Consider the following 23,421-nt stretch of genomic DNA (forward strand, 5'->3'; position numbering starts at 1 on the left):
GGCTCAGCCGTCAGAAGCTCTCGATGTAGGCGTTCGCGTTGTAGCCGGCCATGCGCCCGGAGTTGATCGCGAAGCCCATGGTGTTGCCGGGCAGGTAGAAGCAGTACGAGTCGCCGAAGATGCCGCAGGCGTCGGTGCCCGAGGCGTACAGGCCCTCGATCGGCAGCCCGGCCTCGTCCAGCACGTTCATCTCGTCGTTCACCGCGACGCCGCCGAGGCTGCCGTAGCCGGCCGGGAAGTGCCGGGCGACGTAGTACGTCGTGCCGGTGACCGGGCGCAGGTACTTGTACGGCTTGAAGAACTGGTCGTCGGTGGTGGCGCAGAGCTGGTTGTACTCCTCGACCGTGGCGACCAGGGACTCGTAGTCGATGCCGGTGACCTCGGCGACCTCCTTGAGCGACTCGCACACCCAGAAGTTCTTGGTGTGCTTCTGCTCGTCGTTGTGCAGGTCGGACAGGCCGGACGCCTCGACACCCGCGCCGCTGACGTAGGCCTCGACCTCCTTGTCCCACTTCTCGACCGTCTTGATGTTGTGGTGGAAGGTCACGTAGTCCAGGCCCTTGGCCCGGTAGTCGTCGATGATCGAGTCGGTGACGATCGTGAACGCCACGCGCTCGCGCTGACGCGCGATCGAGTTTCCGGTGTAGACGGTGTTGTTCATGATCTCTTCGTCGATGAACCGCTTGCCGTCGAGGTTGACCATGAGGTTCGGCTGACGCATGGTCTCCGAGATCGTCTTGTAGACGTCGGTGACACCGGGCGTGGTGTAGGTCAGCTCCATGGTCGCCTTGGTGTGACCGCCACCGGCCTCCCACAGCATCGACAGGCCGTCGCCGTCCACGCCCGGGATCCGGAACGAGTGCAGGTCCTTGCCCCACTCGAAGCCCAGGTAGTCGTGGATCATCTGCGGGCTGTTGCCGAACCCGCCGGTCGCGACGATCACCGCGTTGCACTCGGCGGTCTTCGCGACGCCGTCCTCGCCGACCAGCTCGACGGCCGAGACCGCGCCGTCGTCCATGACGATCTTGGTGGCCTTGGTGCGGTACAGGATCTGCACGCCGAGGTCCTCGGCCTGCTCGGTGAGTGCCTTGTACAGGTTCGACGCGGCGCGCTCGGCCGGCTTGTCCGAGCCCGCCGTCTTGACCACGTGCCAGGTCTGCTTGGAGGTCTCGAAGTACTTGTAGGCACCGAGGAACTCGACACCCATCTTCTCCAGCCAGGTGATCGTGTCGGCCGACTGCGCGATGTACTTGCGCACCAGCCGGGCGTCCACGCTCCAGTGGGTGTACTCCATGAGGAACTTGAAGGCCGCCTCCTGGGTCAGGTCGACCATCTGTGCCTTCTGCTGCTTGGACTCGACGGCGAAGAAGCCCATGCCCATGTTGGCGGCGCCGCCGGTCGTGCTGCCCTTCTCGAGCACGATCACGCTGGCGCCCTTCTCGGCGGCCGCAACCGCCGCGGTGATGCCGGAGGCGCCGCCGCCGATGATGATGACGTCAGCTTCCATGTCGCTCATGACAACCTCTTCGTTGCTCGGTGGGTTGGGTTCGGGCTCAGCTGGGACGTGGCCGACGACGGCGCATGCCGCCACCGGCCGGGACGGGTGCCGCGGCGAACGACCCGACCGGGATCGGCTCGTCGGGCACCTTGGGCTTGATCGGACCGGCCTTGGCGATCGCCGAGACCGGGCAGACGCTCAGGCACGCACCGCAGCGCGTGCACACGTCGTTGTCGACCACGTGGACGAGGTCGGGGCCGCCCGCGATCGCGTCGACCGGGCACACCGGCCGGCACTCCTCGCAGCCGGTGCAGGTGGTCGGGTCGACGTGCACGGTGAAGCTCATCGCGCAGGTCAGGCTCGTGCACCGGCTGCGCCGCACGTGCCGGTCCCACTCCTCGGCGTGGTCACGCAGCGAGTCGAGCACCGAGCGCGCGGCGAGGCCGGCCATCGCGCACGGCACCAGGTCGGCCATCAGCCCGCACAGCTCGTCGACCAGGGCCAGGTCGGCGCTCGAGCCCTTTCCGACCGTGATGTCGGTCAGGATGGTGGCGACCTGGCGGGTGCCCTCGCGGCAGTACACCTCGCGCCCGCAGGTCGCGCCGGCGGCCTGCCACATGAGCGTGGTCGCCATGGCGACCGGGCACGCCACGCCGGCGGCCACCGCCTCGACGTCGATCGGGGTCAGGTTCGCGGCGGTCGTCTCGCACCTCATGCCCGGACCCCCTGCTGCGCGCCGGACTGGTAGACCGCGTCGGTCCAGTACTTCACGGTGCTCAGGTCGGGCCGCAGCTCGCAGTGCAGGCACCGGGACGTCTCCGTGGCGACTGCCTCGGCGGTCCGGCAGTCGGTCCGGGTGAGCTGGGAGAAGTTCGGGATCGTGCCGATCGCCGGGTCGTGCTCGGGACGCTCGTAGTACGTGTCCTCGATGTCGCCGTCTCCGCCGAGGTACCGGTCGAGGCTCGACGCCGCGGCACGCGCCAGGGCGATCGCGTTGATGACGGTCGAGGTGCCGGTGACCGAGTCGCCGGCGGCGAAGACGCCCTCGACCGAGGTCCTGGCGTCGGCCCCGGTGACCACCAGGTTGTTCCGGCCGAGCTCCACGCCGAACTCCGGCGTGAGGTCCGACTGCTGCCCGGTGGCGACGATCACCGTGTCGGCGACCAGCTCACGCGTGGTCCCCTCGACCAGGTCGAGCTGCAGCCCGTCGGCGGTGAACGCGAAGCTCCGCACGTCGGTCACGTCGAGACCGGTCACCCGCTGGTCGGCCACCGTCGGGGTCAGGGTGACGGATGCGTGCACCGTGATGCCCTCGGCGAGCGCCTCGCGGACCTCCTCGGGGTCGGCGAGCATCTTGTCGAACGGCTCGAGGCACAGCACGTGCACGTCGGTCGCGCCGAACCTCTTGGCCGAGCGCGCGCAGTCGAACGCGACGTTGCCGCCGCCGAGCACGGCGATCGTGGCACCCAGCCGGGGCCGCTCGCCGTCGTTCCAGCGACGGCACGCGTCCACGCCGTCGACGACGTTGCTCAGCGCGGGGTCGTACCCGGGCGGGCGCTTGCCGGCCTGCGCTCCGGTGGCGACCAGGACCGCGTCGAACTGCTCGCGCAGCGGGGCGAGGTCGGTGACCCGCACGTTCGTCTCGATCGTGAACGGCGCGATCTCCTGCAGGGTCGCGATCTCGGAGTCGATGACCTCCTGCGGCAGCCGGTACCGCGGGATGCCCCAGGTCATCATCCCGCCGGGCCGCGAGCGCCGTTCCAGCACCGTGACCTCGTGACCCTTGCGGGTCAGGTAGTACGCGGCGGTCAGGCCGGCCGGTCCGCCGCCGACGACGGCGACCCGCTTGCCCGTCGGCTCGGCGACCCAGGTCCGCTCGCGCCAGGTCTGCTCGGCGTCGTTCTCGACCGCGAACCGCTTGACCGCACGGATCGAGATCGGCGCGTCCATCGTCCCGCGCTTGCACTCGGACTCGCAGTTGTGGCTGCACACGTAGCCGAGGCTGAGCGGGAAGGTCAGCTTCTCGCGGAACACCGAGACCGACTCGGCGTAGCGCCCCTCCCCCGCGAGCTGCAGGTACAGCGGGATGTCGGTGTGGGCCGGGCACCCGTTCCGGCACGGCACCAGAGCCTGCGCCCGCGGGACGTCCTCGCGGAACAGCCCGGGCGGGTCCATCAGGGTCCCGGTCGGGCACACCTCGACGCACGCGCTGCAGAACCGGCAGTCGGTCTGGTCGTGCGGCAGGTCGTCGACGGTGCCGACGTACGCCTCGCCGTCGCGGTGGCGGATCTCCAGGATGCTCACGCCGCGCAGGTCGCCGCACGCGCGGATGCACCGCGTGCACTGGATGCAGCGGAACATCTCCTTGGAGATGATCGAGTTCGACGCCCCGATCCGGGCGGTCTCCTTCTCGATCTCGCGCAGCCGCGAGTGCGCGACGCCGGTGTACTGCATGAGCGCCTGGAGCTCGCAGTTCAGGTACGCGCGGCAGGACGTGCAGTCCTTCGGGTGCGGCGCGAGCATCAGCTCGAGCGCCACGTTGCGGATGTGCTCGACCCGCTCGGTCTTGGTGCGCACGACCATGCCGTCGGCGACGGTCACCTCACAGGCCTGGACCGGTCGGTCGTGACCGTCGACCTCGACCGTGCACATCCGGCAGCCGCCCTCGGCCGGCAGATCCGGGTGCGAGCACAGGTGCGGCACGTAGATCCCCGCGGCGAGGCACGCCGCAAGAAGGTCCTGGCCGGGGAGCGCCTCCACGGCGACCCCGTCGACCTCGATCCGCACCATCCGTCGGCGCACCTCCTCGTGTCGTCGTCGCGACGTCAGTCCCACTGAGTTCCATGTCGCACCGGTCTCCGACCGCTCGTGCCGGTCGCAGATCCGCTGCCGCAACGGAGACTAGGGCGGCTCCGGTGGATGGTGACATTCAGTATTCGCATAGGACGACGGCTCCCGGAGGCCAATAGTCCTGACCCCGCCGGTGGCAATTACCAGAGCCTTCCCGGGCCCCGGCGCACCAAGGTCCCGGACAACCTGTGAGTTCACGACGCCGCAGGTCAGCCCCCCGTGACCGGCCCCGATCCGGAGTCGCTGCCGGCCGCCGGAACCGATCTATGCCGAAACGGGATGAGTTCATTCCGGCATCACCCACCAATGTCATACCCGCCACATCGACGTGGCAGGGGGTGTCCCGCGCGCAGCGCGGCGCGCGGGCTGAGCTCGAGGCACGGAGGCCTGCGGCTCGGCGCCACGGACGGCGCCGGAGTCGCACAGCCCCATCACGGGAGAGGTATCCACGATGAGAGCGAAGCCACTGCCGACGATCCTCGCGATCGGCACCCTGGCACTCACCATGGCGGCACCGGCCGCCGCGGCCGGCCACGGCTGCGAGCGGGTGACCGTCGCCGCCGGCGAGACCTGGTCGGTGACGAGCACGACCCGGCTGTGCGCCCTGACCCTCGCCGACGGCGGCACGATCGACGCACCCGACGGCAAGGACGTCGTCCTCGTGGTCGACGGCGCGCAGACCGGCACCGCGATCGAGGAGACCGGTGGCACCCGGACCGTGATCGAGCCCGGCTCGTGGCGCGGCGACGTGGTGCTCGAGGTGGTCGACGAGCGGGACGTCGAGTGGCAGGGCCTGGTCTTCCCGATGTCCCAGGCGCTGTACGTGGGCGCCGACGGGCCGGTCGCCGGGCTGTCCGCGACCGAGGCGCTGCGCGGACGGGTCGGCGGCACCACGGCGGCCAACCTCCGGGTGACCTCGACCGGTGAGAACTTCGGCGGCGTCGTCGTGTCCGGAGGTGACTACACGGTCACCGCGGCGACCATCCGGCTGACCGGGAACGGGCGCTCGGACTTCATCGGGTCCGGTGCCGGGCTCGCAGTCACCGACGGGGCGACGGTCGTGGTGGACCACGCCCGGATCGACAACGAGGGCGTGGCCCGGGTCGGTGTGTGGGCCTCGGGCGGGTCCAACCTCGTCGTCAAGAACTCGACGATCGCCACGCATGACGGCGTGCTGCCCGATGACTACCGGTCCACCGTCGACCTGGCGAGCATGCAGGCCGCGCCGTGGATGCTCGGCATCGTCGGCAACGTCCGGGCGACCAACCTGATGGGCGACGGGACGCAGGCCACCTACATCGGCTCGCGCATCTCGTCGACCGGGTGGGGCGTGCTGTCGACCGACACCGGCAGCAACGTCCGGCTCACCGCGATCAACTCGACCCTGACCCTCACCGGGGACGACGGCTACGGCTCGTACGCGATCGGCGACGCCGTCGAGGAGTTCCTCGGTACGACGTTCGACGTGGCCGACTACGTGTCGATCGTGCGCGGCGGGACCCTGCACTTCGGCGACAGCGACCCGGCGAGCGTCGCGGCGCTGGACGACTCGCTGGGCCTGGGCCTGACCGGCCTCGAGCTGCGCCGGCTGCGCGAGCGCGCGACGGTGCTCGACTCCGACCGGTTCGGCGTGATGTTCCACGGCGCCGGCGACGTGACGATCGACGGTGCGACCCGGATGACCACCGGCGAGACGGCGTTCCTCGACAAGGGCCAGGCTGTCGACCTCGTGGTCGACGGCTCGCAGGGCGCGAGCGTGGCGGCGGGCAACGGCGTGATCTTCCAGCTCATGGAGGACGACGACCCGGGCCCCGTGATGACCGACGACGGTCTGCTCAACGTCGGCGTCTACACCGAGCCGACCGACCCGGCGACCAAGGTGGACACCTGGGACCTGGCCGCCGTGCACGACGACGACGCGGTCGCGACGTTCGTCGACACGACGCTCGTGGGCGACTTCTACAACGCCTACCGCGGCGGCGGCGGGTCGGGCATGTCCGGTCCGCTGCCGGACGGCAAGAACCTGGTGCTGACCTTCGACGGCACCGACGTGACCGGCGTGCTCTCCGCGTCGGTGAGCCGGCACCCGCAGGACACCATCACCGCCGAGGACTACGAGCTGATGGGCGTCGTCACGAACACCGCGCAGCCCGCGGTGAACAACGGCGTCGTCGTCACGCTGTCCGGCGACTCGGTCTGGCGGGTCACCGGCACCTCGTACCTGACGTCGCTGACGGTCGGGGCGGCCGCGAACGTGCTCGGCGCCGGCGGCGCCCCGGTCTCGATGACCGTGGACGGCGTCGCGACGCCGGTCGTCGCGGGTGCCACCTACACCGGTGCGATCGTGGTCACCGTCGGCTGACCGGACCGACCGGACCTCGGTGGCCGGTCGTCGCAAGGCGGTCGGCCACCGAGTCCGCCGCGGTACCCTCCGCCGGCCGGAGGCCGCACCCGGCCGACTAGACCAGCTGCGGCCCGGAGTCCGAGACCTCGATGCGGCGCAGGTGCATCTGCCGCTTGGCACCTGCGTGGTCCCAGGCGTGGAACGCGATGACGTCGGAACCCTCCGGGCCGACGGTGATCGAGTTGTGGCCCGGACCGATGAGGTCTCCGTCGCTCGCGAGCAGCCTCTCGCCGTCGGCCGCGGGTTCCCAGGGCCCGAGTGGGTGCTCGGCCCGCGCCCACGACACGGCATACCGCTCGCCGGTCCACGCGCCGCCGGAGTAGGTGAGCCAGTACGCGCCCCTGCGGTGCACGACGGTGGGGCCTTCGAGGGTGTACCAGTCGAGCCGGCGGCCGTACATCTCCCTGGACCGCTGGTAGAGCTGCCAGTCGGCCGTCGGCGCGAGGACCTCGGTCGCCGGTCCGAGCTGCGTCGGGCTCGCGAGCCGTGCGACGGCGAGGTGGGTGCCCGGCCGGGCCGAGTCGAGCACGTCCCGCGCGTAGAAGAGGTACCGGGTCCCGTCCACGTCGGTGAACGGGTGCGGGTCGATGGCGAACCGCTCCAGTGGGGTGAGGTTGGCTCCCACGTCTCGGTAGGGCCCGGTCGGAGCGTCGGCGACCGCCACGCGGAGGTGGTGCCCTTCGATCCCGTGGCCGGTCGAGTAGTACATCCACCAGCGACCTGCGGCGGGAGCGATCTCCGGCGCCCAGTACTCGTCGTAGTAGACGTCGTCCAGCCGCTCGAGGACTGCGCCGTGCGACGTCCAACGGACGAGATCGGGCGAGGTGAGGCACTCGAAGACCGCGCCGTCCGGCGGCGCCGTGGGGTCGGTCCCGAACGCCACGTAGGTGCCGTCGGCGAGTCGCAGGACGAACGGGTCGGCGAAGTAGCCGGCGTACGCGGGCATCATCGGGGCACGGCCAGGGTGCGGAAGAGCTCGCTCGCCGCCGTCGGCACCCGGACCAGTCGCCCCTCGTCGGACTCGAGCCGGAGCAGGCCCATCCGCCTCAGGTACGCCTCGGGGCCCGATCCCGCGGGTGCCATCGGCGGAAGTGGTGCGTAGGTCCGCCCGGCGCCGTCGGACCGGGGAACCAGGAACTCCTCGACGCTCTGGCCGCCCGAGGCGTAGGACCAGTCGACGAAGTCGAACAGGGGCCACCAGGTGAACCCGCGCAGGTCGAGGCCGGCGGAGCGGAGTCGCGCCACGGACTCGACCGCCGCCCGCAACCACTCGGTTCGCACGGCATCGTCACCCTCGATGCTCGTCTCGGTGATCACCAGCGGAAGCCCGTAGTCCTCGGCGAACCCGCGCAGCACTGACTCCAGCCCGGCGGCACCGCGGTCGACCGCGATCTGCGTGGCCCGGCCCTCGTGCATCACGACGTCGCGCGGCGTGAGGTCGGGGTAGTAGTTGACGCCGAGGATGTCGGGCGAGGCGGGTCGGCGCGCCAGCTCGTCCAGGGCATGCGGGTCGGCCCCGTGCTCGACGAGCCAGCCGGCCATCGGGTGCCGACGACCGACCCGGCCGAGCGCGAGCTCGAGGGGCAGCCGGGCGACCTGCTGGAGGAGCTCCACCTCACCCCGGAGGCAGTCCTCGCCGGTCTCGTACAGCGCGGAGGCCTCCACGTGGACCACCACTGCGTCCGGGTTCGCCCGGCGGATCGCCCGTTCTGCCGCGGCCACGCCGAGGGCGACCGCGACGGTCACCGCGGTCCACCCGCGCCACCCCGTCGCGTGGGGCGGCCAGATGCCACGAAGCCCGGAGAACGATGCCGTCGTCAGCGGCTCGTTCAGCGGCGTGAAGTGGTGGACCCGGCCCCGGTAGCGCTCGGCGAGCGCTCCCGCGAACTCCGCCAGGGCCGCCGGGAACCGCGCGTCGGTGAAGGAGCCCCCGAGCCACGGCGGGCAGCCGTAGTGCACCAGGTCGAGGACCAGCTCCAGGTGGAGTACCTCGGCGGCCTCGACGACGTCGTCCAGGTGGGCCCAGTCGAACGCGCCCGGTGCCCGGTGCACGAGCGGCCACGACGCTCCGTAGCGCAGCGTGGTGGCGCCCAGCTCGGCTGCCCTCGCGAGGTCCTCGCGCCAGTGCTCGTCGTGCTGGGTCAGTACGTGCTCGTCGAGGACCGTGCCGTCGCCCGGCGGGTACACGCAGGTGTCCTCGATGCCCAGCACCCAGGTCAGGGCGCCGGCCTCGAAGCGTCGACGGGCACTCACTTGAGCCCCGTGGTCGCGACGCCGCGGACGAAGTACTTCTGCGCGAGGAAGAAGGCGACCGCCAGCGGCAGCAGCGAGATCGTGGCGCCCGCGAGCAGGACGGCGTGGTCGGTGACGTGCTGACCGCCGAAGAGCGTGAGGCCCGCCGGCAGCGTCCGCATCTCCATCGAGCTGGTCATCACCAGCGGCCACAACAGGTCGTTCCACAGGTTCATGAAGTGCAGCACCGCCAGGGTTGCCAGGGCCGGCTTCGCCAGCGGAAGGATGATGCGCGCGTAGATGCGCAGATGGCCGGCTCCGTCGATGCGCGCCGCCTCGTCGAGCTCGCGCGGGATGGACTGGAAGAACTGCCGGAGCATGAAGATGCCGAAGGCGCTGGTCGCTCTCGGGATGATGAGTCCCTGGTAGGTGTCGAGCCAGCCCAGGTCGAACAGGGTCATGAAGACCGGGACCAGGGTGATCTGCACCGGCACCATCAGGGTGGCGATGACCAGCCAGAACGCGAGGTTCTGGCCTCGGAACCGCAGCCGTGACAGCGCGTAGGCGGCCATCGAGTCGAAGAGCAGGCACAGGATGGTCGTGACGCCCGCGAAGATGAACGTGTTGGCGACCAGGCGCAGGAAGGGCAGCTCGCGCCAGATCTCCTGGTAGCCGTGCAGCGTCCAGGTCTCGGGCCAGATCCGCGCCGGGTTGGCGAACAGGTCCGCCTCCGGCCGGAAGCTCCCCCCGAGCATCCACAGGAACGGGACGATCGCGACGACGGCGCCGAAGACGACCGCGATCCAGATCAGACCTCGGCCGAGCCGGACGCCGGCTGAGCGGTCAGTCGACATCGTTGTACCTGAAGAGTCGGAGCTGCAACGCAGAGATGATCATGATGACGATGAACAGGGCCCAGGCGATCGCCGAGCCGTAGCCGAAGTCGAAGTTCTGGAACGACTGCCGGTACATGAAGGTGACGAGCGTCTCGGTCGAGAACAGCGGGCCACCGGCGGTCATGGCGTAGATCAGGTCGAAGGCCTGGAGGGACTGGATCGTGAGGATCACGGCCGCGAAGAGCAGCGCGGGGCGGATGGAGGGAAGCGTGACGTGGCGGACCTGTTGCCAGGGCCCCGCGCCGTCCAGCTTGGCCGCCTCGTAGAGGTGCTCGGGCACCCCCTGGAGCCCGGCGAGGAGCAGGATCATCGTGAAGCCGAGGCTCTTCCAGATGCCCACCGCGATCACGGTGGGCAGCGCGAGCTCAGGGCTGCGCAACCAGGCGACCGGCTCGAGGCCGAACGTCTTCCAGATGCCGGCGACCAGCCCGATGTCCGGGTCGAGCATGAACCGCCACACGATGCCGATCACCGACAGCGCGACCACCGTCGGGAAGAAGTAGGCCGAGCGCAGGATCTTGCTGAACCGGGTCGTGCGCTGGAGCCAGTAGGCCACCAGGAACCCGAGGACGAGCAGCACCACGACGGACACGAGCGTGAACACCAGCGTGACGCGCAGCGCGTTGGCGAACTGCGGGTCGGCCAGCAGCCGCCGGTAGTTGTCCAGACCGACCCAGGGCTGGCTCTGCGCCCCGATGCGCCAGGCGTGCAGGCTCATCCATAGCGACTGGAAGATCGGGAAGATGATGAAGACCCCGAGGATCAGGCCGCTGGGCAGGAGGAAGGCGACGGCGGGCTGGAACCGTCGCCGGCGTCGCCCGGGCGGACGTCGGATCCCGGCAGCGGGTGGCGCCGCGATCTTGACGCTCATGGTGCTCCGATCGGTTGGGTGCTCGGGGCCGGGGCCACGGCGGGACGCGGCCCCGAGCGGTGGTGCGAGGGTCAGTTGGTGCAGCCGGTCAGGGCGTTGATGGCCTCAGCCGCGGCCGCTGCCTTGGTCGCGACGTCAGCGCCACGCGTGATCTCACCGATCAGCGGGACATAGACGTCGGAGTCGACCTGGGTCGCGTTCGGCACGCCCGGCAGGTACAGCCGAGCGCTCGGGAGCGCCGCGGCGAACGACTGGACGACCTCGTTGGCGGCGAGCTCGGGGTCGTCGGCCATGTCGGTGCGGACCGGCGGGAAGCCGGACGCGAGCGCGAACTGACGCTGGGCGTCGGCGCTGGTCCACCAGGCCAGGAAGGCTGCGGCCTCGTCCGGGTGCTCGGTGCCGTTGGCGATCATCATGGGGACGGTCGAGGCGAGCGTGACCGGGCCGGCGGACCCCACCGGGATCGATGCCACGCCGAAGTTCACGCCCGCCTCGGTGTACGAGCCGGCGGCCCAGGGGCCGTTGATCTCCATCGCGGCCTTGCCGGCGGCGAAGAGCGAGTCGGCCTCGGCACCGGTCAGGCCGACCGGGCTGATGCCGTCGTCGATCACCAGGTTCGCCCACTGCGTGAGGGTGGCCACGCTGGCGTCGGAGTCGATCGCGGCGCAGTTGTCGTCACCCACGATGTCGCCGCCGTCCATCCACTGCAGGACGGGCCACATCTGGATCGTCTCGTGGTCGGCGAGCGCGAGTCCGTAGATGCCGTTCGCGGCGTCGGTCAGGGCGACGGCGTCGGCCCGGAAGTCGTCAGCCGTCGTCGGCGGCTCGGCGATCCCCGCCGCTTCGAACAGGTCCTTGTTGTAGTAGAGCTGGAGCGTCGCGACGTTGGCCGGGATGGCGTAGAGAGCGTCGTCGACGGTGAAGACCTTGATCGCCGCGGGCGCCAGGCTGTCGGCGTCGATCTGGTCGGCTCCGGAGCCGACGTACGAGTCGAGCGGGAGCACCGAACCGTTCTGCACGTACTCCGCAGCGACGTTCGGGTCGAAGTTCGGCGTGGCCACGTCGGGCGCCTGCCCCGTGCCCCACGCGGCCGGCAGGGTCTGCGCGATCGAGTCCCACGGCTGGACGTCCATCGTCACCTGGATGTCGGGATGGGTGTCGTTGAACGTCTGGACGAGGCCCTCGTAGGCGGATCGGTCGCCACCGGTGAACCCCGTCTCGAGGGTGAGCTCGACCACCTCGCCGGAGGCTGCGGTGCCGCCGTCCGAGGACGCGTCGGTCGAGGATCCGTCCGAGGACGAACCACAGGCGGCGAGGGCGAGGACGCCGGCAGCTGCCAGCGCCGCACCGGAGCGGCGGAATCTCATGATCTCTCTCTCCTTCGAGGTTGGGGCCGTGCTTGGGGGCCGTGCAGGGGTCGTGGTCGTCAGTCGTGCTGCGCCGGGGTCGGGCAGCCGCACGAGCCGCGAGCGATGAGCTCGACGGGCAGGAGCACGTGGCGGTGGGCCGGCTCGCGCCCGTCGAGGAGTCCGAAGAGCTCCGAGGCCGCGCGACGCCCGATGAGCTCGGCGGGCACCCGGATGGTCGAGATCCCCGGCGTGGTCACGCGGGCGAGGCCGAAGTCGTCGTACCCGATCAGTCCGAGGTCGTCCGGGACGCTCACGCCGGCGGCGCCGAGCTCTCGCATGAGTCCGTAGGCCATCTCGTCGTTCGCCGCGACGATCGCGTCCGCGCCGTCGAGACCGTCGGCCAGCAGGGTGCGGCCGGCCGCGACGCCCGACGCCTCGCTGAAGTCGCCCTGGATCACGCGAGGTTCCGGGAGTCCGGCGGCCGCCGACGCGCGCCGACACCCTTCGAGCCGATCGATCGCGCTCTGGTGGTCCAACGGACCGCTGACGTGCACGATCCGCCGCGCGCCGTGCTGCTCGATCATGTGCCGCGCGGCCAGCTCTCCACCGGCCTCGTCGTCGACGCCGACCCACACCGCGTCGGGCAGCGTGACGCTGCGTCCGATCAGCACGACGGGCAGGCCGGACGCGACCAGGCTCTCCAGGTCCCGATCCTGGGCGGCGGCCGACGCCACGATCGCACCGTCTGCGACCTGCGAGCGCAGGATCCGCTCGTAGGCGTTGATGCCGTGCTCCGCGACGACGCTCGTGGAGATGATCACCGGCGCCCCTCGCGAGTCGCCGACCTCGCTCACCCCCACGAGCAGGTGCATGAAGTACGAGTGGCCGAACACGTGCTGGCTGGTGTTCGGGACCACGAGTGCGATCGAGCCGGAGCGCTGGGCGCGCAGCGCCCTTCCGGCGGAGTTCGTCACGTAGCCGAGCTCACGCGCCGCGGCCCGGATCCGCTCGGTGGTCTCCTTGCCGATCCGGCTGCTGCCCCGCAGTGCCATCGACACCGCGGCCGGCGTCACTCCCACGACGTCCGCGACGTCGCGCAGGGTCACCCTGCCGGACGTGGGCTTGGCCTCGGCCACGAGCGTCTCCCTGCTTCATCGTTGAAGCAATCGCCTCGTCACGCTGAACGATCTCCGTGCCGGATGGATTGCTTAATCGATATAGCATCGATCTGGATCGACTATCGCACGGCGCGCCGGGAACCGTCAAGCCTCAGGTACGACGACGGCGCGGGCCGGGCCCCGAGTCGGCAGGTGCCCCGGCCCGCGCCGAACGCCCGGTCGCTAGGCCCTCTCCTTGGCCCCCGCGTAGTACCTCCGCCAGATCACCCGGTGCAGCCCGATCGCACGCGGCAGGTCGCGCAGGCCCGGGATGAACGGCAGCAGCATGACCACCAGGGTGAACACCACCACGATCACCATGATCACGATGTCCGCGTTCGCGGTGAGGTTCGCGGCGAACCCGCTGTCGGCCTCGGAGTTGAAGATCGGCAGCTGGTACCAGAAGGAGAACGGGGCGAGCCACTGCTGACCCGGGTAGGCACCCGTCTCGTTCATCATGCCCCACTGGTTGCCCTGCAGCTCGTTCGCGCTGGCGGCCGCGTCCAGGTACCCGCCGTCACCCATGAAGAGGATCTGCTTGGTGTTGTCCGTCGAGTAGAACGAGCCAGGCGCGGCGAGCACCCCGTCGAGCGCGCCGGACGCGGCCATCTGCTCGAGCCCGGATGCCAGCACCGGGACGGGGCCGTAGTCGCCGTCGCCGACCGCGGTGGGGTCGCCGTCTGCGGCACCGAGAGCAGTCTCGTAGGTCGAGGCCCAGAGCGACTGCTGCTCGGCGGTCGCACCGGTCCACTGGTCCAGTGCTGCGACGACGTCGGCGGGCTGCTGCTGGGTCTGCAGCGGCTGGATGACGAAGTCGTTGGCGGGGTCCACCGGGATCCGGATGCCGGCGAGGGCCTGCAGGTTGATCGGGCCCAGGGTCTGGCCGGTCCCGCCGTCGTTGTACGGCGGGCCGTACGTCGCCGACTCGGACGTCCCGGCGAGCTCGGAGACGGTCGTGTCGTAGAAGTCGTTCGGCATGGCCGTCGCCCAGCCCTGGAAGGTCAGGGCCGGTTCGTCGGGCGAACCGAGGAACGACGACAGCCCGACCACGACGACCGCGACCACCGCGAAGGCGATGACGCCCTCCTTGACGATGTCGTAGCGCCGTACCGGTCCGCGCCAGTGCGTGGTCTCGAGCTCGTGCTGCGCCGCTCGCAGCGATGCGTCACGCATGCCGCCCTCCCGTCCGCTCGTGCTCGTGGACGGGCATCACGTCACCGCCGCTTGCGGTCTGGTCGTGCCGCGCGCCGCGCTCCGCCGCCTCAGCCGTCGCCGGTGCGGTGACGGACGCGGCGGCCCGCCCCTGCTCCACGGCTGCGGCGTCGATCGGCGGCACGACGCCGTGCAGGCGCACGAGCACCACGTGCACCGCGACGATCACGCCGATGATCAGCGGCAGCAGGAACACGTGCACCAGCGCGACCTGACCCAGGTTGGCGACGTTGAACCACGCGCCCACGCCGGCGGCGTTCAGACCGTCCTTGGCCTCGAACGAGATCCACTGCGAGTCGAAGTTCGTCTGCAGCACGTAGCCGGTGAGCCCGGTGACGATGGAGACCAGGAAGGCCAGCATCCCGGTGATCCAGGTCCGCGCCCGGTGCCCGCGCCATGCGGCCATCGAGAACTTGCCGACCAGGTGGACCAGCATGAAGACGAAGAAGAGCTGCACCGACCAGAAGTGCAGGCTGTTGAACCAGTGCCCGACGTTGGACGTGTGGTACCAGGACGGCCCTTCGAACGCGAGCACGATCCCGGAGACCACGATCATCCCGAGCGCCGCGAGCGTCAGGACACCGAACACGTAGATCCAGGACGCCACGTACGCGGGCTGCGTCTCGGGCAGGAGCTTCTCGTACGGGAGGTCGTCCTCGAGCCGGCGCCGGATCCGCCCGATCCAGCTCGTCGGCGGCTCGGCGTCGCCGGCGGGCACGGCGTCCTGCCCGGCACGGCCGGCCGGGAGCGCGCCCTGCTCGGCGCTCACCTCCGGACCTCGTGCTCGCGCGCCGCGCTCGGCCGGACGTCGTCGTGCCGCCCGGGGAACGGCAGGACGAGCGCGAGGACGAAGATGCCGACCGTGATCAGCACCATGATCAGGTTGGGTACGGAGATCGACAACCAGCCCCAGGTGAGGTAGGTCGAGGGATCCACCGGGATCGCGGCGAGCGCGTGCATGCTGAGCTCCCTCCAGACGCCGTTTCCTGCGTCGTCCACTCAACGCCTGCAGACTGCAGACGCCCTGCACGAAACCTGGAAGTTCGCGGGGAACGGCCCAGGCGTGCCCCGTGGGCCACGCACGTGGCACAGTGACGACGTGACACCGCCCTCGCCCGGCCCCTCGGCCCTGTCGATCCGGGCGCTCGCCGAGCAGTGGGCGCGGTTCGGCAAGGATCCCGACGCCGTCGAGCTGATCGGCCTGATCCGCGCCGCGGCACTTCGGGTCACCGACGAGAGCGACGAGCTGCTCGCTGAGCACGGCCTGAACCGCGGGCGGTTCGACGTCCTCGCGGCGCTCTACCGGGCCGGTGTCCCGCTCACCCAGGCGGAGCTCGCGGCCCAGATGCTCGTCACGCCGGCCGGGATGAAGAAGCGGCTGGACGCCCTGGTGGCCGACGGTCTCGTGTCACGCCGGACCGACGTGTCCGACGCCCGCCGCCAGCCCCTGAGCCTGACCGCGGCCGGCAGCGCTCGGCTCGAGGAGGCGCTCGACGAGGTGTTCACGATCGAGGCGACCGCCGTCGCGGCCCTCGGGGAGCCCGGACGTCGGCGCCTCGCCGAGCTGCTGCGCACGCTGCTCGCGGACTGACGCGGCGGACGGCGCCGCCGGGTCGTCGCCCGCCCGTGGTCGGGCCGACGGGCCGCCGCGGTCCGCGCTCGTTCAGCGGCCCTGAGCTCGCAGCCGGGCGTCCAGCCCCGGGTAGACCCGCCGGGCGTTCCGCTCGTAGATCGCCGCCCGGTCCGCGGGCGTGAGGTCCGCGGCCTCGACGTAGCGGCGGGTGTCGTCGAAGTACTGCCCGGTGGTCGGGTCGACCCCCCGCACGGCGCCGACCATCTCCGAGCCGAACAGGACGTTCGCGTGGTCGATCACCTCGAGCAGCAGGTCGATCCCGGGCTGGTGGTACACGCAGGTGTCGACGAACACGTTGTGCATCAGGTGCTCGTCGAGCGGCGGCTTGCCGAGCATGTCGGCCAGGCCGCGATACCGGCCCCAGTGGAACGGCACCGCGCCGCCGCCGTGCGGGATGACCAGCCGCAGCGTCGGGAAGTCCGCGAACAGGTCGCCCTGGAGCAGCTGCATGAACACCGTGGTGTCCGCGTTGAGGTAGTGCGCGCCGGTCGCGTGGAAGGCCGGGTTGTCGCTCGCCGACACGTGGATCATCGCGGGCACGTCGAGCTCGACCATGCGCTCGTAGAGCGGGTACCAGTAGCGGTCGGTCAGCGGCGGCGCGGTCCAGTGGCCACCGCTCGGGTCGGGGTTGAGGTTGCACCCGACGAAGCCGTCCGCCACGCACCGGTCGAGCTCGGCGACCGCGGCGTCGATCGGCGCGCCGGGCGACTGGGGCAGCTGGCACACCCCGACGAACGTCTCCGGGTAGAGGTCGACGACCCGTCCGATCAGGTCGTTGCACGCGTGCGCCCAGGCGATCCCGGTCTCGAGGTCGCCCAGGTGGTGCGCCATCGCCGACGCGCGCGGGGAGAAGATCGTCAGGTCCGCACCGCGCTCGGCCAGCAGCCGCAGCTGGTTGGCCTCGAGCGTCTCGCGGATCTCGTCGTCGGAGATCGCGGGGTACGCCGGCGCAGCGGTACCGGCGGCGTGCGCGCGCAGCTGCTCGGCCCGCCAGCGGGTGTGCGCCTCGGGCGCGGTCGTGTAGTGCCCGTGGCAGTCGATGATCACTGCGGCTCCCCCAGGTCCAGGCCTGCGGCGCGACGCATGGCGTCGATCAGCGGGACGAGGTCCTGCATCGGCGTGACGCCGAGCCCGGCGGCCCAGCGCTGGCGCTGCACGGCGGCCAGGGACATCCACGGGTCGACGCCGGCTTCCTCGACGGTCGCGGCCGCCTCGGCCATCTCCTCGGCGCGCCGGACTCCGTGCTCGACCGACCGCGAGACGAAGTACCCGGCGATCCGCTCCCAGTCGGCCTCGGGCAGGATGTTCGACAACGACCCGATCACGTCCGCCTCGACGCCGTAGTGCCGGGCCGCGAGCATCGACTCGCCGAACAGCGACTCGAGCCCCTTGACGATCACCGACCGGCACAGCTTGGTCGCTGCGGCCCGGCCCACCACGTCGGAGGCGACCTGCACGCCGGACAGGCCGAACCTCGGCGCGTGCTCGGCGAACGTCCCCGCGTGCGGCCCGCCGAGCAGGAACGGCGAGGCCGACCGCCGTGGGCCGATCGGCGACATCAGCGCCGCTTCGACGTACCGCGCGCCACTCGCCTCGACGACCTGCGCCGCGGCGGCCTTGTGTCCCGGCGACGCCGAGTTGAGGTCGACGAACCACGCGCCGGGTGCGAGCGCGGGCGCAGCCGCCTCCGCGGCGGCGACGCAGCTGGCCGCGGTGACCGCGCTGACCACCAGCTCGGCGCCCTCGACCGCCGACCCGCTCGACGGGGACGGCTCGAGGCCGAGACCGGCGGCGTTGCGGCTCGCCCGGCTGCCGGGGTCGGCGAACGCGGTGTCCCACGCCGCGAGGGGTCCGAGGCCCGCGGCCGGCAGGTCCTCGGCGAGGATGCGACCCACCTCGCCGAGGCCCACGAGCGCCACCCGCCCCGGGCTCACCGGACTCGTCATCGCCGCGCGTCCCCGCTCGGGCGCTTGCCCAGCATGCCGGTCGGTCGGTAGACCCGGGTGTCCTGGCCCTCGGTCGGCGGGGTGCCGTGCGTGTGGAACGTCTCGATCGTGCCCAGCCCCCACGCCTGCCCACGCGCACGCTCCGGCTCGGTCCAGGTGACCACGGGCCAGTCGGGTGCCAGCACCAGGCGGGTCAGCGGGTTGCAGATCTCGATCCGGTTCCCGCCGGGCTCGAACAGGTACAGGAAGAACGTCTGCTGGATCGCGTGCTTGTGCGGCCCGGTCTCGATGTGGACGCCGAGGTCGAGTGCCAGGTCGGCCGCCCGCAGGATGTCCTCGCGGGTGTCCGCGGCGAACGCGAGATGGTGCAGGCGGCCGTTGCCTCCGGTCCAGTCCTCGGTGAAGACCACGTCGTAGGACTTGTCGGTGAACGTGACCCAGGCCGCGGCGATCCGGCCGTCGTTCATCCGGATCTGCTCGGTGCGCCGACCGCCCAGCACGTCGACCATGAAGTCCGCGTCGGTCGCCGGGTGGGCGGCGAGGAAGTTCACGTGGTCGAACCGGCGCACTCCGACGCCACGGTTCGGCTTGGCCTGAGCCTGGTTCTTCAGCCCGGCCGCGAGGTGCTCGGGCGCCACGTACCAGTCGGTGTCGTAGTACAGCGCGAGCTCGTGGGTGTCGGGTCCGGTGAACACGAAGGTTCGGCCGCGTCCGGCGATCCCGTCCTCCCAGTGGCCCTCGCGGCCGGCGTCGAGCAGCGCGATGACCCGGCTCTCGAGCTCGGCCTCGCTCGAGGTGCGGAACGCGACGCGGCCGATCCCCGAGGTGGGCGCCTGGCGCGCGATGACGCTGCACTCCTCGTAGTCGTCGTAGGCGCGCAGCAGCGACATCCCGTCGACCCGGCGGACCTCGGTCATCCCGAGGATGTTCTCGAAGAACCACGCGGTGGCCGCGAGGTCCGGCGTGTCGAGGATGGCGTATCCGAGATGGGCGATGTGCCCACGGGGCGGTGTCAACGCTGACTCCTTCGGTGGTTCGGCCCGCTAGCGCGGGAAGACATAGCCGTCCATCAGCAGCCGTGCGGTGCGGACCACCCGGGTGCTGCGGATCACGGTCGGGTCGGCCGGGTCGGGGTCGACGTACAGGTCCAGGTACCCGGTGGGGTGCTCGACCCGAACCGGCTCACCTGGACCGGGGAGGCTCGCGAGCGCGGTGGCGACCCCACCGGGCAGGCGTGACGCGGCGGCCACGCTCGCCGCACCGAGCACGCCGATGGCCTGGTGCACGCGGCGCGGGATGAAGCTGCGCGTCGCGAGCGTGCCGCCGTCGCGGGGCTCGGAGACCAGGACGATCTTGGGGGTCGTGGTCTGCTCGAGGTCGCCGTCGAGGCCCATCAGCGGGTATGCGGCGGCCCGGATCTCGCGGATCCGCTGCACCAGGTCCTGGTCGGCCTCGAGCGCGGCCGGGGCCTCGGTACCGGTCAGTCCGAGGTCGGCCGCGCGGACCACCACGGACGGCATGCCGTTGTCGACGCACGTCGCGGGGACGCCGGCCAGCACGTCCAGCGGCGAGCCGGTCGGGAGCAGGGCGCCGTCACTGGCGTCGAGCTCGACCTCCACGGGCGCGGCGGTGCCGGGGACCCCGGAGATCGCCGCGTCGCCGCGGTAGGTGACCACCCCGCCGGGCGTGCGCACGGTGAGCGCCGCGACCGCACCCGTGTTGACCATGCGGACCCGCACCACGGTGCGCCCGTCCTGGGCCGGCACCAGCCCGCGCTCGATCGCGAACGGCGCGACCCCGGCGAGCATGTTGCCGCAGGTCTGCGACGTCGAGACCACCGGTTCGTCGACCACGACCTGGCAGAACAGGTAGTCGACGTCGACGCCCGGGAGCTCCGAACGGCTCACCACGGCGACCTTGCTGGTCAGCGGGTGCGCGCCGCCCACCCCGTCGATCTGGCGGACGTCCGGGCTGCCCATCACGCGCAGCAGCACGTCGTCCCGCTCGGCCGGCGCTGACGGCAGGTCGTCGGCGAGGAAGAAGGCGCCCTTCGACGTCCCGCCCCGCATCAGCGCGCAGCGGATCCTGTCCATCACGACACCTCGGAGGCATGCTCGGCGTGGGTCCGGGTGACCACGCCGAGCTCGAGCAGGCGCTCGCGCAGGCCGTACCGGTCCAGCCCCAGCTGCCCGCCGGCGAACGCTGCGCGCGAGGCCTCCTCCTTCGCGATCCGCGCGCGGGAGGCCTCGAGCACCTGGTCCACGCCGTCCCGCGGGACCCGGACCACGCCGTCGTCGTCCGCGATCACCACGTCGCCGGCGTCGATCACCTGACCGGCGATGGTCACCGGGACGTTCACCGACCCGGGGTTCGCCTTCACGGTGCCCTGGACGCAGACGTAGCGCGACCACACCGGGAAGCCCATCTCGCGCAGCTCGGCGGTGTCCCGGACCCCGGAGTCGATCACCAGGCCCACGACGCCGCGCCGGGCCAGCGCCGTCGCGAACAGCTCGCCGAACATCCCGTACGGCTCCGCCGGACCACTGAGCGCGACGACGAGCAGGTCACCGGGCCCGCACTGCTCGACGGCGGCGTGGATCATCAGGTTGTCGCCCGGGGCGCACAGCGCGGTCACCGCGGTACCGGCGATCCGGACGCCACGCTGGATAGGGGTGAGCGCGGCACCGAGGCTGCCGGTCTTGCCCATCGCCTCGTGGACGGTCGCGACGCCGAGTCCGGCGAGCTCGGCCACGGCGTCGTGGGACGCGCGCGGCGGTTCGGTGAGGATGACGCCGTTCATCACGGCTCCTCGACGTCGCCGCCCGGACGCTGCCCGAGCTTGGCTGCCTGCACGAGCTCGTACACGTGCCCGCGCAGCTCGCCGAAGCGGGGGGCGGACCGCGTGCTGAGCTGGTCGCGCTCGGGTGGCAGGTCGACCGCGACGTCCTCGAGGAGCACGGTCGGCCGGTTGGAGAGCACCAGCACGCGCTCGCCCAGGTAGACCGCCTCGTCGATGTCGTGCGTCACGAAGATCACTGTGACCCCCAGCCGCTTCCACAGCGACCGGACGAGGTCCTCGAGCTCGGCGCGCGTCTGCGCGTCGACCGCCGCGAACGGCTCGTCCATGAGCAGGACGCTCGGCTCGTAGGCGACCGCCCGGGCGATCGCGACGCGCTGCTGCATGCCGCCGGACAGCTGCCACGGGTGCGCATCGGCCGACTCGAGCAGACCCACCGCGGCGAGCGCGGCGTCGACCGCCTCGCGACGGGCGGCCTTGCCCAGGCCCTTCTCCTTGAGCGGCAGCTCGATGTTCTGCCGCACGGTCATCCAGGGGAACAACGAGCGGCCGTACTCCTGGAACACGACGGCCATGCCGTCGGGCGGTCCGGTGACGGGCCGGCCGTCGAGCACGACCTCGCCGCCGGAGAGCTCGAGCAGGCCCGCCATGCAGCGCAGCAGCGTGGTCTTGCCGGCGCCGGACGGACCGACGATGCAGACCAGCTGCCCCGGCCCGACCTCGAAGGTCAGCTCGCGGATCGCCTCGACCGTGCGCCCCTGGCCCTCGTAGGTCTTCTGCACGCTGCGGACGTCGAGCGCAGCCTTCGTCTCCGCGGTGAGGGTCGCGGTCTCGGTCGCCTCGTCGGCGAGCCGGGCGGTCTTCATGGGCATGTCAGGCACCTCGCTCGATGTCGCGCTGGCCCACGTACCAGGCCAGCACACGCTTCTCGAAGAACTGGAAGGTCACGGAGAGCAGCACGCCGATCAGACCGAGCAGGATGATCCCGGTCCACATCTCCGGCACGGCGAAGCTGCGCTGGAACTGCACGATCGCCGCACCCAGTCCGCGGTTCGCCCCGAAGAGCTCGCTGATCACCATGAGGATCACGCCGATGGACAGCGCCTGGCGGGCGCCGGTGGCCATCCGCGGGCTCGCGCCCGGCAGGACGACGTAGAGCATCCGGCGCCACAGGCTGAGCCGGTAGCTGCGGGCGGTGTCGATCAGCACCGGTTCGAGACCGCGCACGCCCTCGACGGTGTTCAGCAGGAGCGGCCACAGGCACCCGAGGGCGATCGTGACGACCTTGCCGACCGACCCGGTGTAGCCGGTGAACAGGGCGATCACCGGCACCAGCACGGGGGGGGGCAGCGCACGGAAGAACTCCATCACCGGCTCGGTGAGGGCCCGCAGCAGCGGGAAGAGCCCGATGATCGTGCCGCCGGCGATGCCCACGACGAACGCGAGCGCGAAGCCGACCCCGAGGCGGGCCAGGCTCGGCAGCACGTCCTGGACCATCCGCCCGTTGAACCAGGTCTCCGGGAAGGTCGCGAGGATCTCGCTGAGCGGCGGCCAGAAGAAGCTCGTGCTGTTGGCGGTCGCGACCCACCACGCGGTCAGCAGCAGGAGGGGCAGGGCGAGCGCGAAGAAGGCCTTGCGGATCACGGGGTGGCGGGTCATCCGAGGCTCCTTCGGACCGACGGGTGCCAGTGCAGGACCCGCTTCTCCACGGCTCGGGCGGCGACGTTGACCGCGAGCCCGAGCAGTCCGACGAGGATCACCAGCGCGTAGGTCTCGGTCACCGCTCCGGAGCTCTGCGCGATGCCGATCGAGCGGCCGAGGCCGGGCACCCCGATCACGAGCTCGGCGGTGATCTCGAGGATCAGCGCGACCGCGGCGGCGAGCCGGAAGCCGGTGACCACGTAGGGCAGCGCGGACGGCCAGATCACGGTGCGCGCGATGCGCCACGCGGAGAACTGGTAGGAGCGCGCCGTGTCGCGGGCGACCGGGTCGATGTCCGCGACGCCGTACAGCACCTGCACGAGCACCTGCCAGGTGGCCGCGTACACGACGAGCGTGATCGCGGACAGCGGCCGGGTGCCGAACAGCAGCACGACGAGCGGGATCAGCGCGACCGACGGGATCGGCCGGAGGAACTCGATCGTCGACGCCGTGAACGCCCGCAGGAACGGGACGCTGCCGATCACCACGCCGGCCACGACGCCGATCGCCATCGCGATCGCCAGGCCGATGGCCCAGCCGGTGACCGTCTGGCGCAGCGCGACCCAGGTGTCCGCCTCGCCCAGCAGGCGCCAGAGGTCGGCGAAGATCTCGGTGGCGGGCGGCAGGTAGTCCGGGTTGACGATCGCCAGGCGGGACAGGAGCTCGGCGGTGGTGATCGCGCCGAGCACGCCGAGTGCTCCGATCACACCGCCCGACCAGGACCGGCGGCGGCGTGGGCGCTGGGCGGCCGGGGCGCTCGGCCTCGGCGGCGCAGCTGTTGCCGTCATGACTCCTCCGTACGGTGAGTGGTGCGAGGGGTGTGGCGGACCAGGTCCGGGCGCCCGTGGACCCATGGCGCCCGGACCGGTCCGGGT

At 71.4% G+C, this 23,421-nt stretch carries 22 protein-coding genes; 2 read left to right on the forward strand and 20 right to left on the reverse strand.

The features are described from left to right. Positions 1-10: 10 nt before the first annotated feature. The 3 genes from OEB99_RS08315 to OEB99_RS08325 are packed head-to-tail and all read right to left on the reverse strand — an operon-like array spanning position 11 to position 4,288. On the reverse strand, positions 11-1,516 hold the full coding sequence (locus OEB99_RS08315) for an FAD-dependent oxidoreductase (protein ID WP_263509569.1): 1,506 nt from the start codon (positions 1,514-1,516) through the stop codon (positions 11-13). A 37-nt stretch (positions 1,517-1,553) separates the two neighbouring features. After that, a complete protein-coding gene (locus OEB99_RS08320; protein WP_263509570.1) occupies positions 1,554-2,213 on the reverse strand; it encodes an NADH-ubiquinone oxidoreductase-F iron-sulfur binding region domain-containing protein in 660 nt (219 codons plus the stop codon). Further along, complete coding sequence (locus OEB99_RS08325) at positions 2,210-4,288, reverse strand: FAD-dependent oxidoreductase (RefSeq protein WP_263509571.1); 2,079 nt, start codon at positions 4,286-4,288, stop codon at positions 2,210-2,212. The genes OEB99_RS08320 and OEB99_RS08325 overlap by 4 nt, the downstream gene beginning before the upstream one ends. A gap of 511 nt (positions 4,289-4,799) precedes the next feature. On the opposite strand from OEB99_RS08325, the gene OEB99_RS08330 reads away from it, so the two are divergent. Then, positions 4,800-6,710: a hypothetical protein gene (locus OEB99_RS08330; RefSeq protein WP_263509572.1), complete on the forward strand. Its 1,911-nt coding sequence runs from the start codon at positions 4,800-4,802 to the stop codon at positions 6,708-6,710. A gap of 97 nt (positions 6,711-6,807) precedes the next feature. On the opposite strand, the gene OEB99_RS08335 is transcribed toward OEB99_RS08330, so the two are convergent. The 9 genes from OEB99_RS08335 to OEB99_RS08375 form a co-directional block, all read right to left on the reverse strand. Further along, the gene (locus OEB99_RS08335) at positions 6,808-7,701 is read right to left on the reverse strand and encodes a glycoside hydrolase family 43 protein (RefSeq protein ID WP_263509573.1); all 894 of its coding nucleotides are present in this window, start codon (positions 7,699-7,701) and stop codon (positions 6,808-6,810) included. Then, on the reverse strand, positions 7,698-9,005 hold the full coding sequence (locus tag OEB99_RS08340) for a family 1 glycosylhydrolase (protein ID WP_263509575.1): 1,308 nt from the start codon (positions 9,003-9,005) through the stop codon (positions 7,698-7,700). Before OEB99_RS08340 ends, OEB99_RS08335 begins: the two co-directional genes overlap by 4 nt. Beyond that, positions 9,002-9,838 carry a carbohydrate ABC transporter permease gene (locus OEB99_RS08345; RefSeq protein ID WP_263509576.1) on the reverse strand — a complete coding sequence of 279 codons (837 nt, stop codon included), beginning with the start codon at positions 9,836-9,838 and terminating at the stop codon, positions 9,002-9,004. The genes OEB99_RS08340 and OEB99_RS08345 overlap by 4 nt, the downstream gene beginning before the upstream one ends. Continuing rightward, positions 9,828-10,751: a carbohydrate ABC transporter permease gene (locus OEB99_RS08350; protein WP_263509578.1), complete on the reverse strand. Its 924-nt coding sequence runs from the start codon at positions 10,749-10,751 to the stop codon at positions 9,828-9,830. The genes OEB99_RS08345 and OEB99_RS08350 overlap by 11 nt, the downstream gene beginning before the upstream one ends. A gap of 71 nt (positions 10,752-10,822) precedes the next feature. Beyond that, positions 10,823-12,118 carry an ABC transporter substrate-binding protein gene (locus tag OEB99_RS08355; protein WP_263509579.1) on the reverse strand — a complete coding sequence of 432 codons (1,296 nt, stop codon included), beginning with the start codon at positions 12,116-12,118 and terminating at the stop codon, positions 10,823-10,825. A 59-nt stretch (positions 12,119-12,177) separates the two neighbouring features. Beyond that, entirely contained in the window at positions 12,178-13,236 is a 1,059-nt protein-coding gene (locus OEB99_RS08360; protein ID WP_263509581.1) for a LacI family DNA-binding transcriptional regulator, read from the reverse strand. Between the two features lie 204 nt (positions 13,237-13,440). Beyond that, a complete protein-coding gene (locus OEB99_RS08365; RefSeq protein ID WP_263509582.1) occupies positions 13,441-14,430 on the reverse strand; it encodes a hypothetical protein in 990 nt (329 codons plus the stop codon). After that, a complete protein-coding gene (locus OEB99_RS08370; RefSeq protein ID WP_263509583.1) occupies positions 14,423-15,238 on the reverse strand; it encodes a cytochrome b N-terminal domain-containing protein in 816 nt (271 codons plus the stop codon). The genes OEB99_RS08365 and OEB99_RS08370 overlap by 8 nt, the downstream gene beginning before the upstream one ends. Next, positions 15,235-15,429, reverse strand: a complete 195-nt coding sequence (locus OEB99_RS08375) for a hypothetical protein (RefSeq protein ID WP_263509585.1) — start codon at positions 15,427-15,429, stop codon at positions 15,235-15,237. Before OEB99_RS08375 ends, OEB99_RS08370 begins: the two co-directional genes overlap by 4 nt. Before the next feature lie 139 nt (positions 15,430-15,568). Between OEB99_RS08375 and OEB99_RS08380 the strand changes: the two genes are divergently transcribed. Further along, a complete protein-coding gene (locus OEB99_RS08380; RefSeq protein ID WP_263509587.1) occupies positions 15,569-16,060 on the forward strand; it encodes a MarR family winged helix-turn-helix transcriptional regulator in 492 nt (163 codons plus the stop codon). Positions 16,061-16,132: 72 nt separating this feature from the next. Here the strand turns inward: OEB99_RS08380 and OEB99_RS08385 are convergent, their stop codons facing one another. Genes OEB99_RS08385 through OEB99_RS08420 form a run of 8 tightly spaced genes read right to left on the reverse strand, consistent with a single transcriptional unit; the run spans position 16,133 to position 23,334 of the window. Beyond that, positions 16,133-17,149, reverse strand: a complete 1,017-nt coding sequence (locus tag OEB99_RS08385; RefSeq protein WP_263509588.1) for an amidohydrolase family protein — start codon at positions 17,147-17,149, stop codon at positions 16,133-16,135. Further along, entirely contained in the window at positions 17,146-18,048 is a 903-nt protein-coding gene (locus tag OEB99_RS08390; protein ID WP_263509591.1) for an NAD(P)-dependent oxidoreductase, read from the reverse strand. The genes OEB99_RS08385 and OEB99_RS08390 overlap by 4 nt, the downstream gene beginning before the upstream one ends. Continuing rightward, complete coding sequence (locus tag OEB99_RS08395; RefSeq protein ID WP_263509592.1) at positions 18,045-19,064, reverse strand: VOC family protein; 1,020 nt, start codon at positions 19,062-19,064, stop codon at positions 18,045-18,047. Before OEB99_RS08395 ends, OEB99_RS08390 begins: the two co-directional genes overlap by 4 nt. A 27-nt stretch (positions 19,065-19,091) precedes the next feature. Next, the gene (locus tag OEB99_RS08400) at positions 19,092-20,141 is read right to left on the reverse strand and encodes a 4-oxalomesaconate tautomerase (RefSeq protein ID WP_263509594.1); all 1,050 of its coding nucleotides are present in this window, start codon (positions 20,139-20,141) and stop codon (positions 19,092-19,094) included. Further along, on the reverse strand, positions 20,141-20,848 hold the full coding sequence (locus tag OEB99_RS08405; RefSeq protein ID WP_263509595.1) for a 4-carboxy-4-hydroxy-2-oxoadipate aldolase/oxaloacetate decarboxylase: 708 nt from the start codon (positions 20,846-20,848) through the stop codon (positions 20,141-20,143). Before OEB99_RS08405 ends, OEB99_RS08400 begins: the two co-directional genes overlap by 1 nt. Then, positions 20,848-21,711 carry an ABC transporter ATP-binding protein gene (locus OEB99_RS08410; protein WP_263509783.1) on the reverse strand — a complete coding sequence of 288 codons (864 nt, stop codon included), beginning with the start codon at positions 21,709-21,711 and terminating at the stop codon, positions 20,848-20,850. Before OEB99_RS08410 ends, OEB99_RS08405 begins: the two co-directional genes overlap by 1 nt. Positions 21,712-21,718: 7 nt before the next feature. Next, on the reverse strand, positions 21,719-22,504 hold the full coding sequence (locus tag OEB99_RS08415) for an ABC transporter permease (protein ID WP_263509597.1): 786 nt from the start codon (positions 22,502-22,504) through the stop codon (positions 21,719-21,721). After that, entirely contained in the window at positions 22,501-23,334 is an 834-nt protein-coding gene (locus OEB99_RS08420) for an ABC transporter permease (RefSeq protein WP_263509598.1), read from the reverse strand. Before OEB99_RS08420 ends, OEB99_RS08415 begins: the two co-directional genes overlap by 4 nt. Positions 23,335-23,421: the final 87 nt, after the last annotated feature.

It is taken from the genome of Actinotalea endophytica (assembly GCF_025717005.1).
In the GTDB taxonomy this organism is placed as follows: domain Bacteria; phylum Actinomycetota; class Actinomycetes; order Actinomycetales; family Cellulomonadaceae; genus Actinotalea.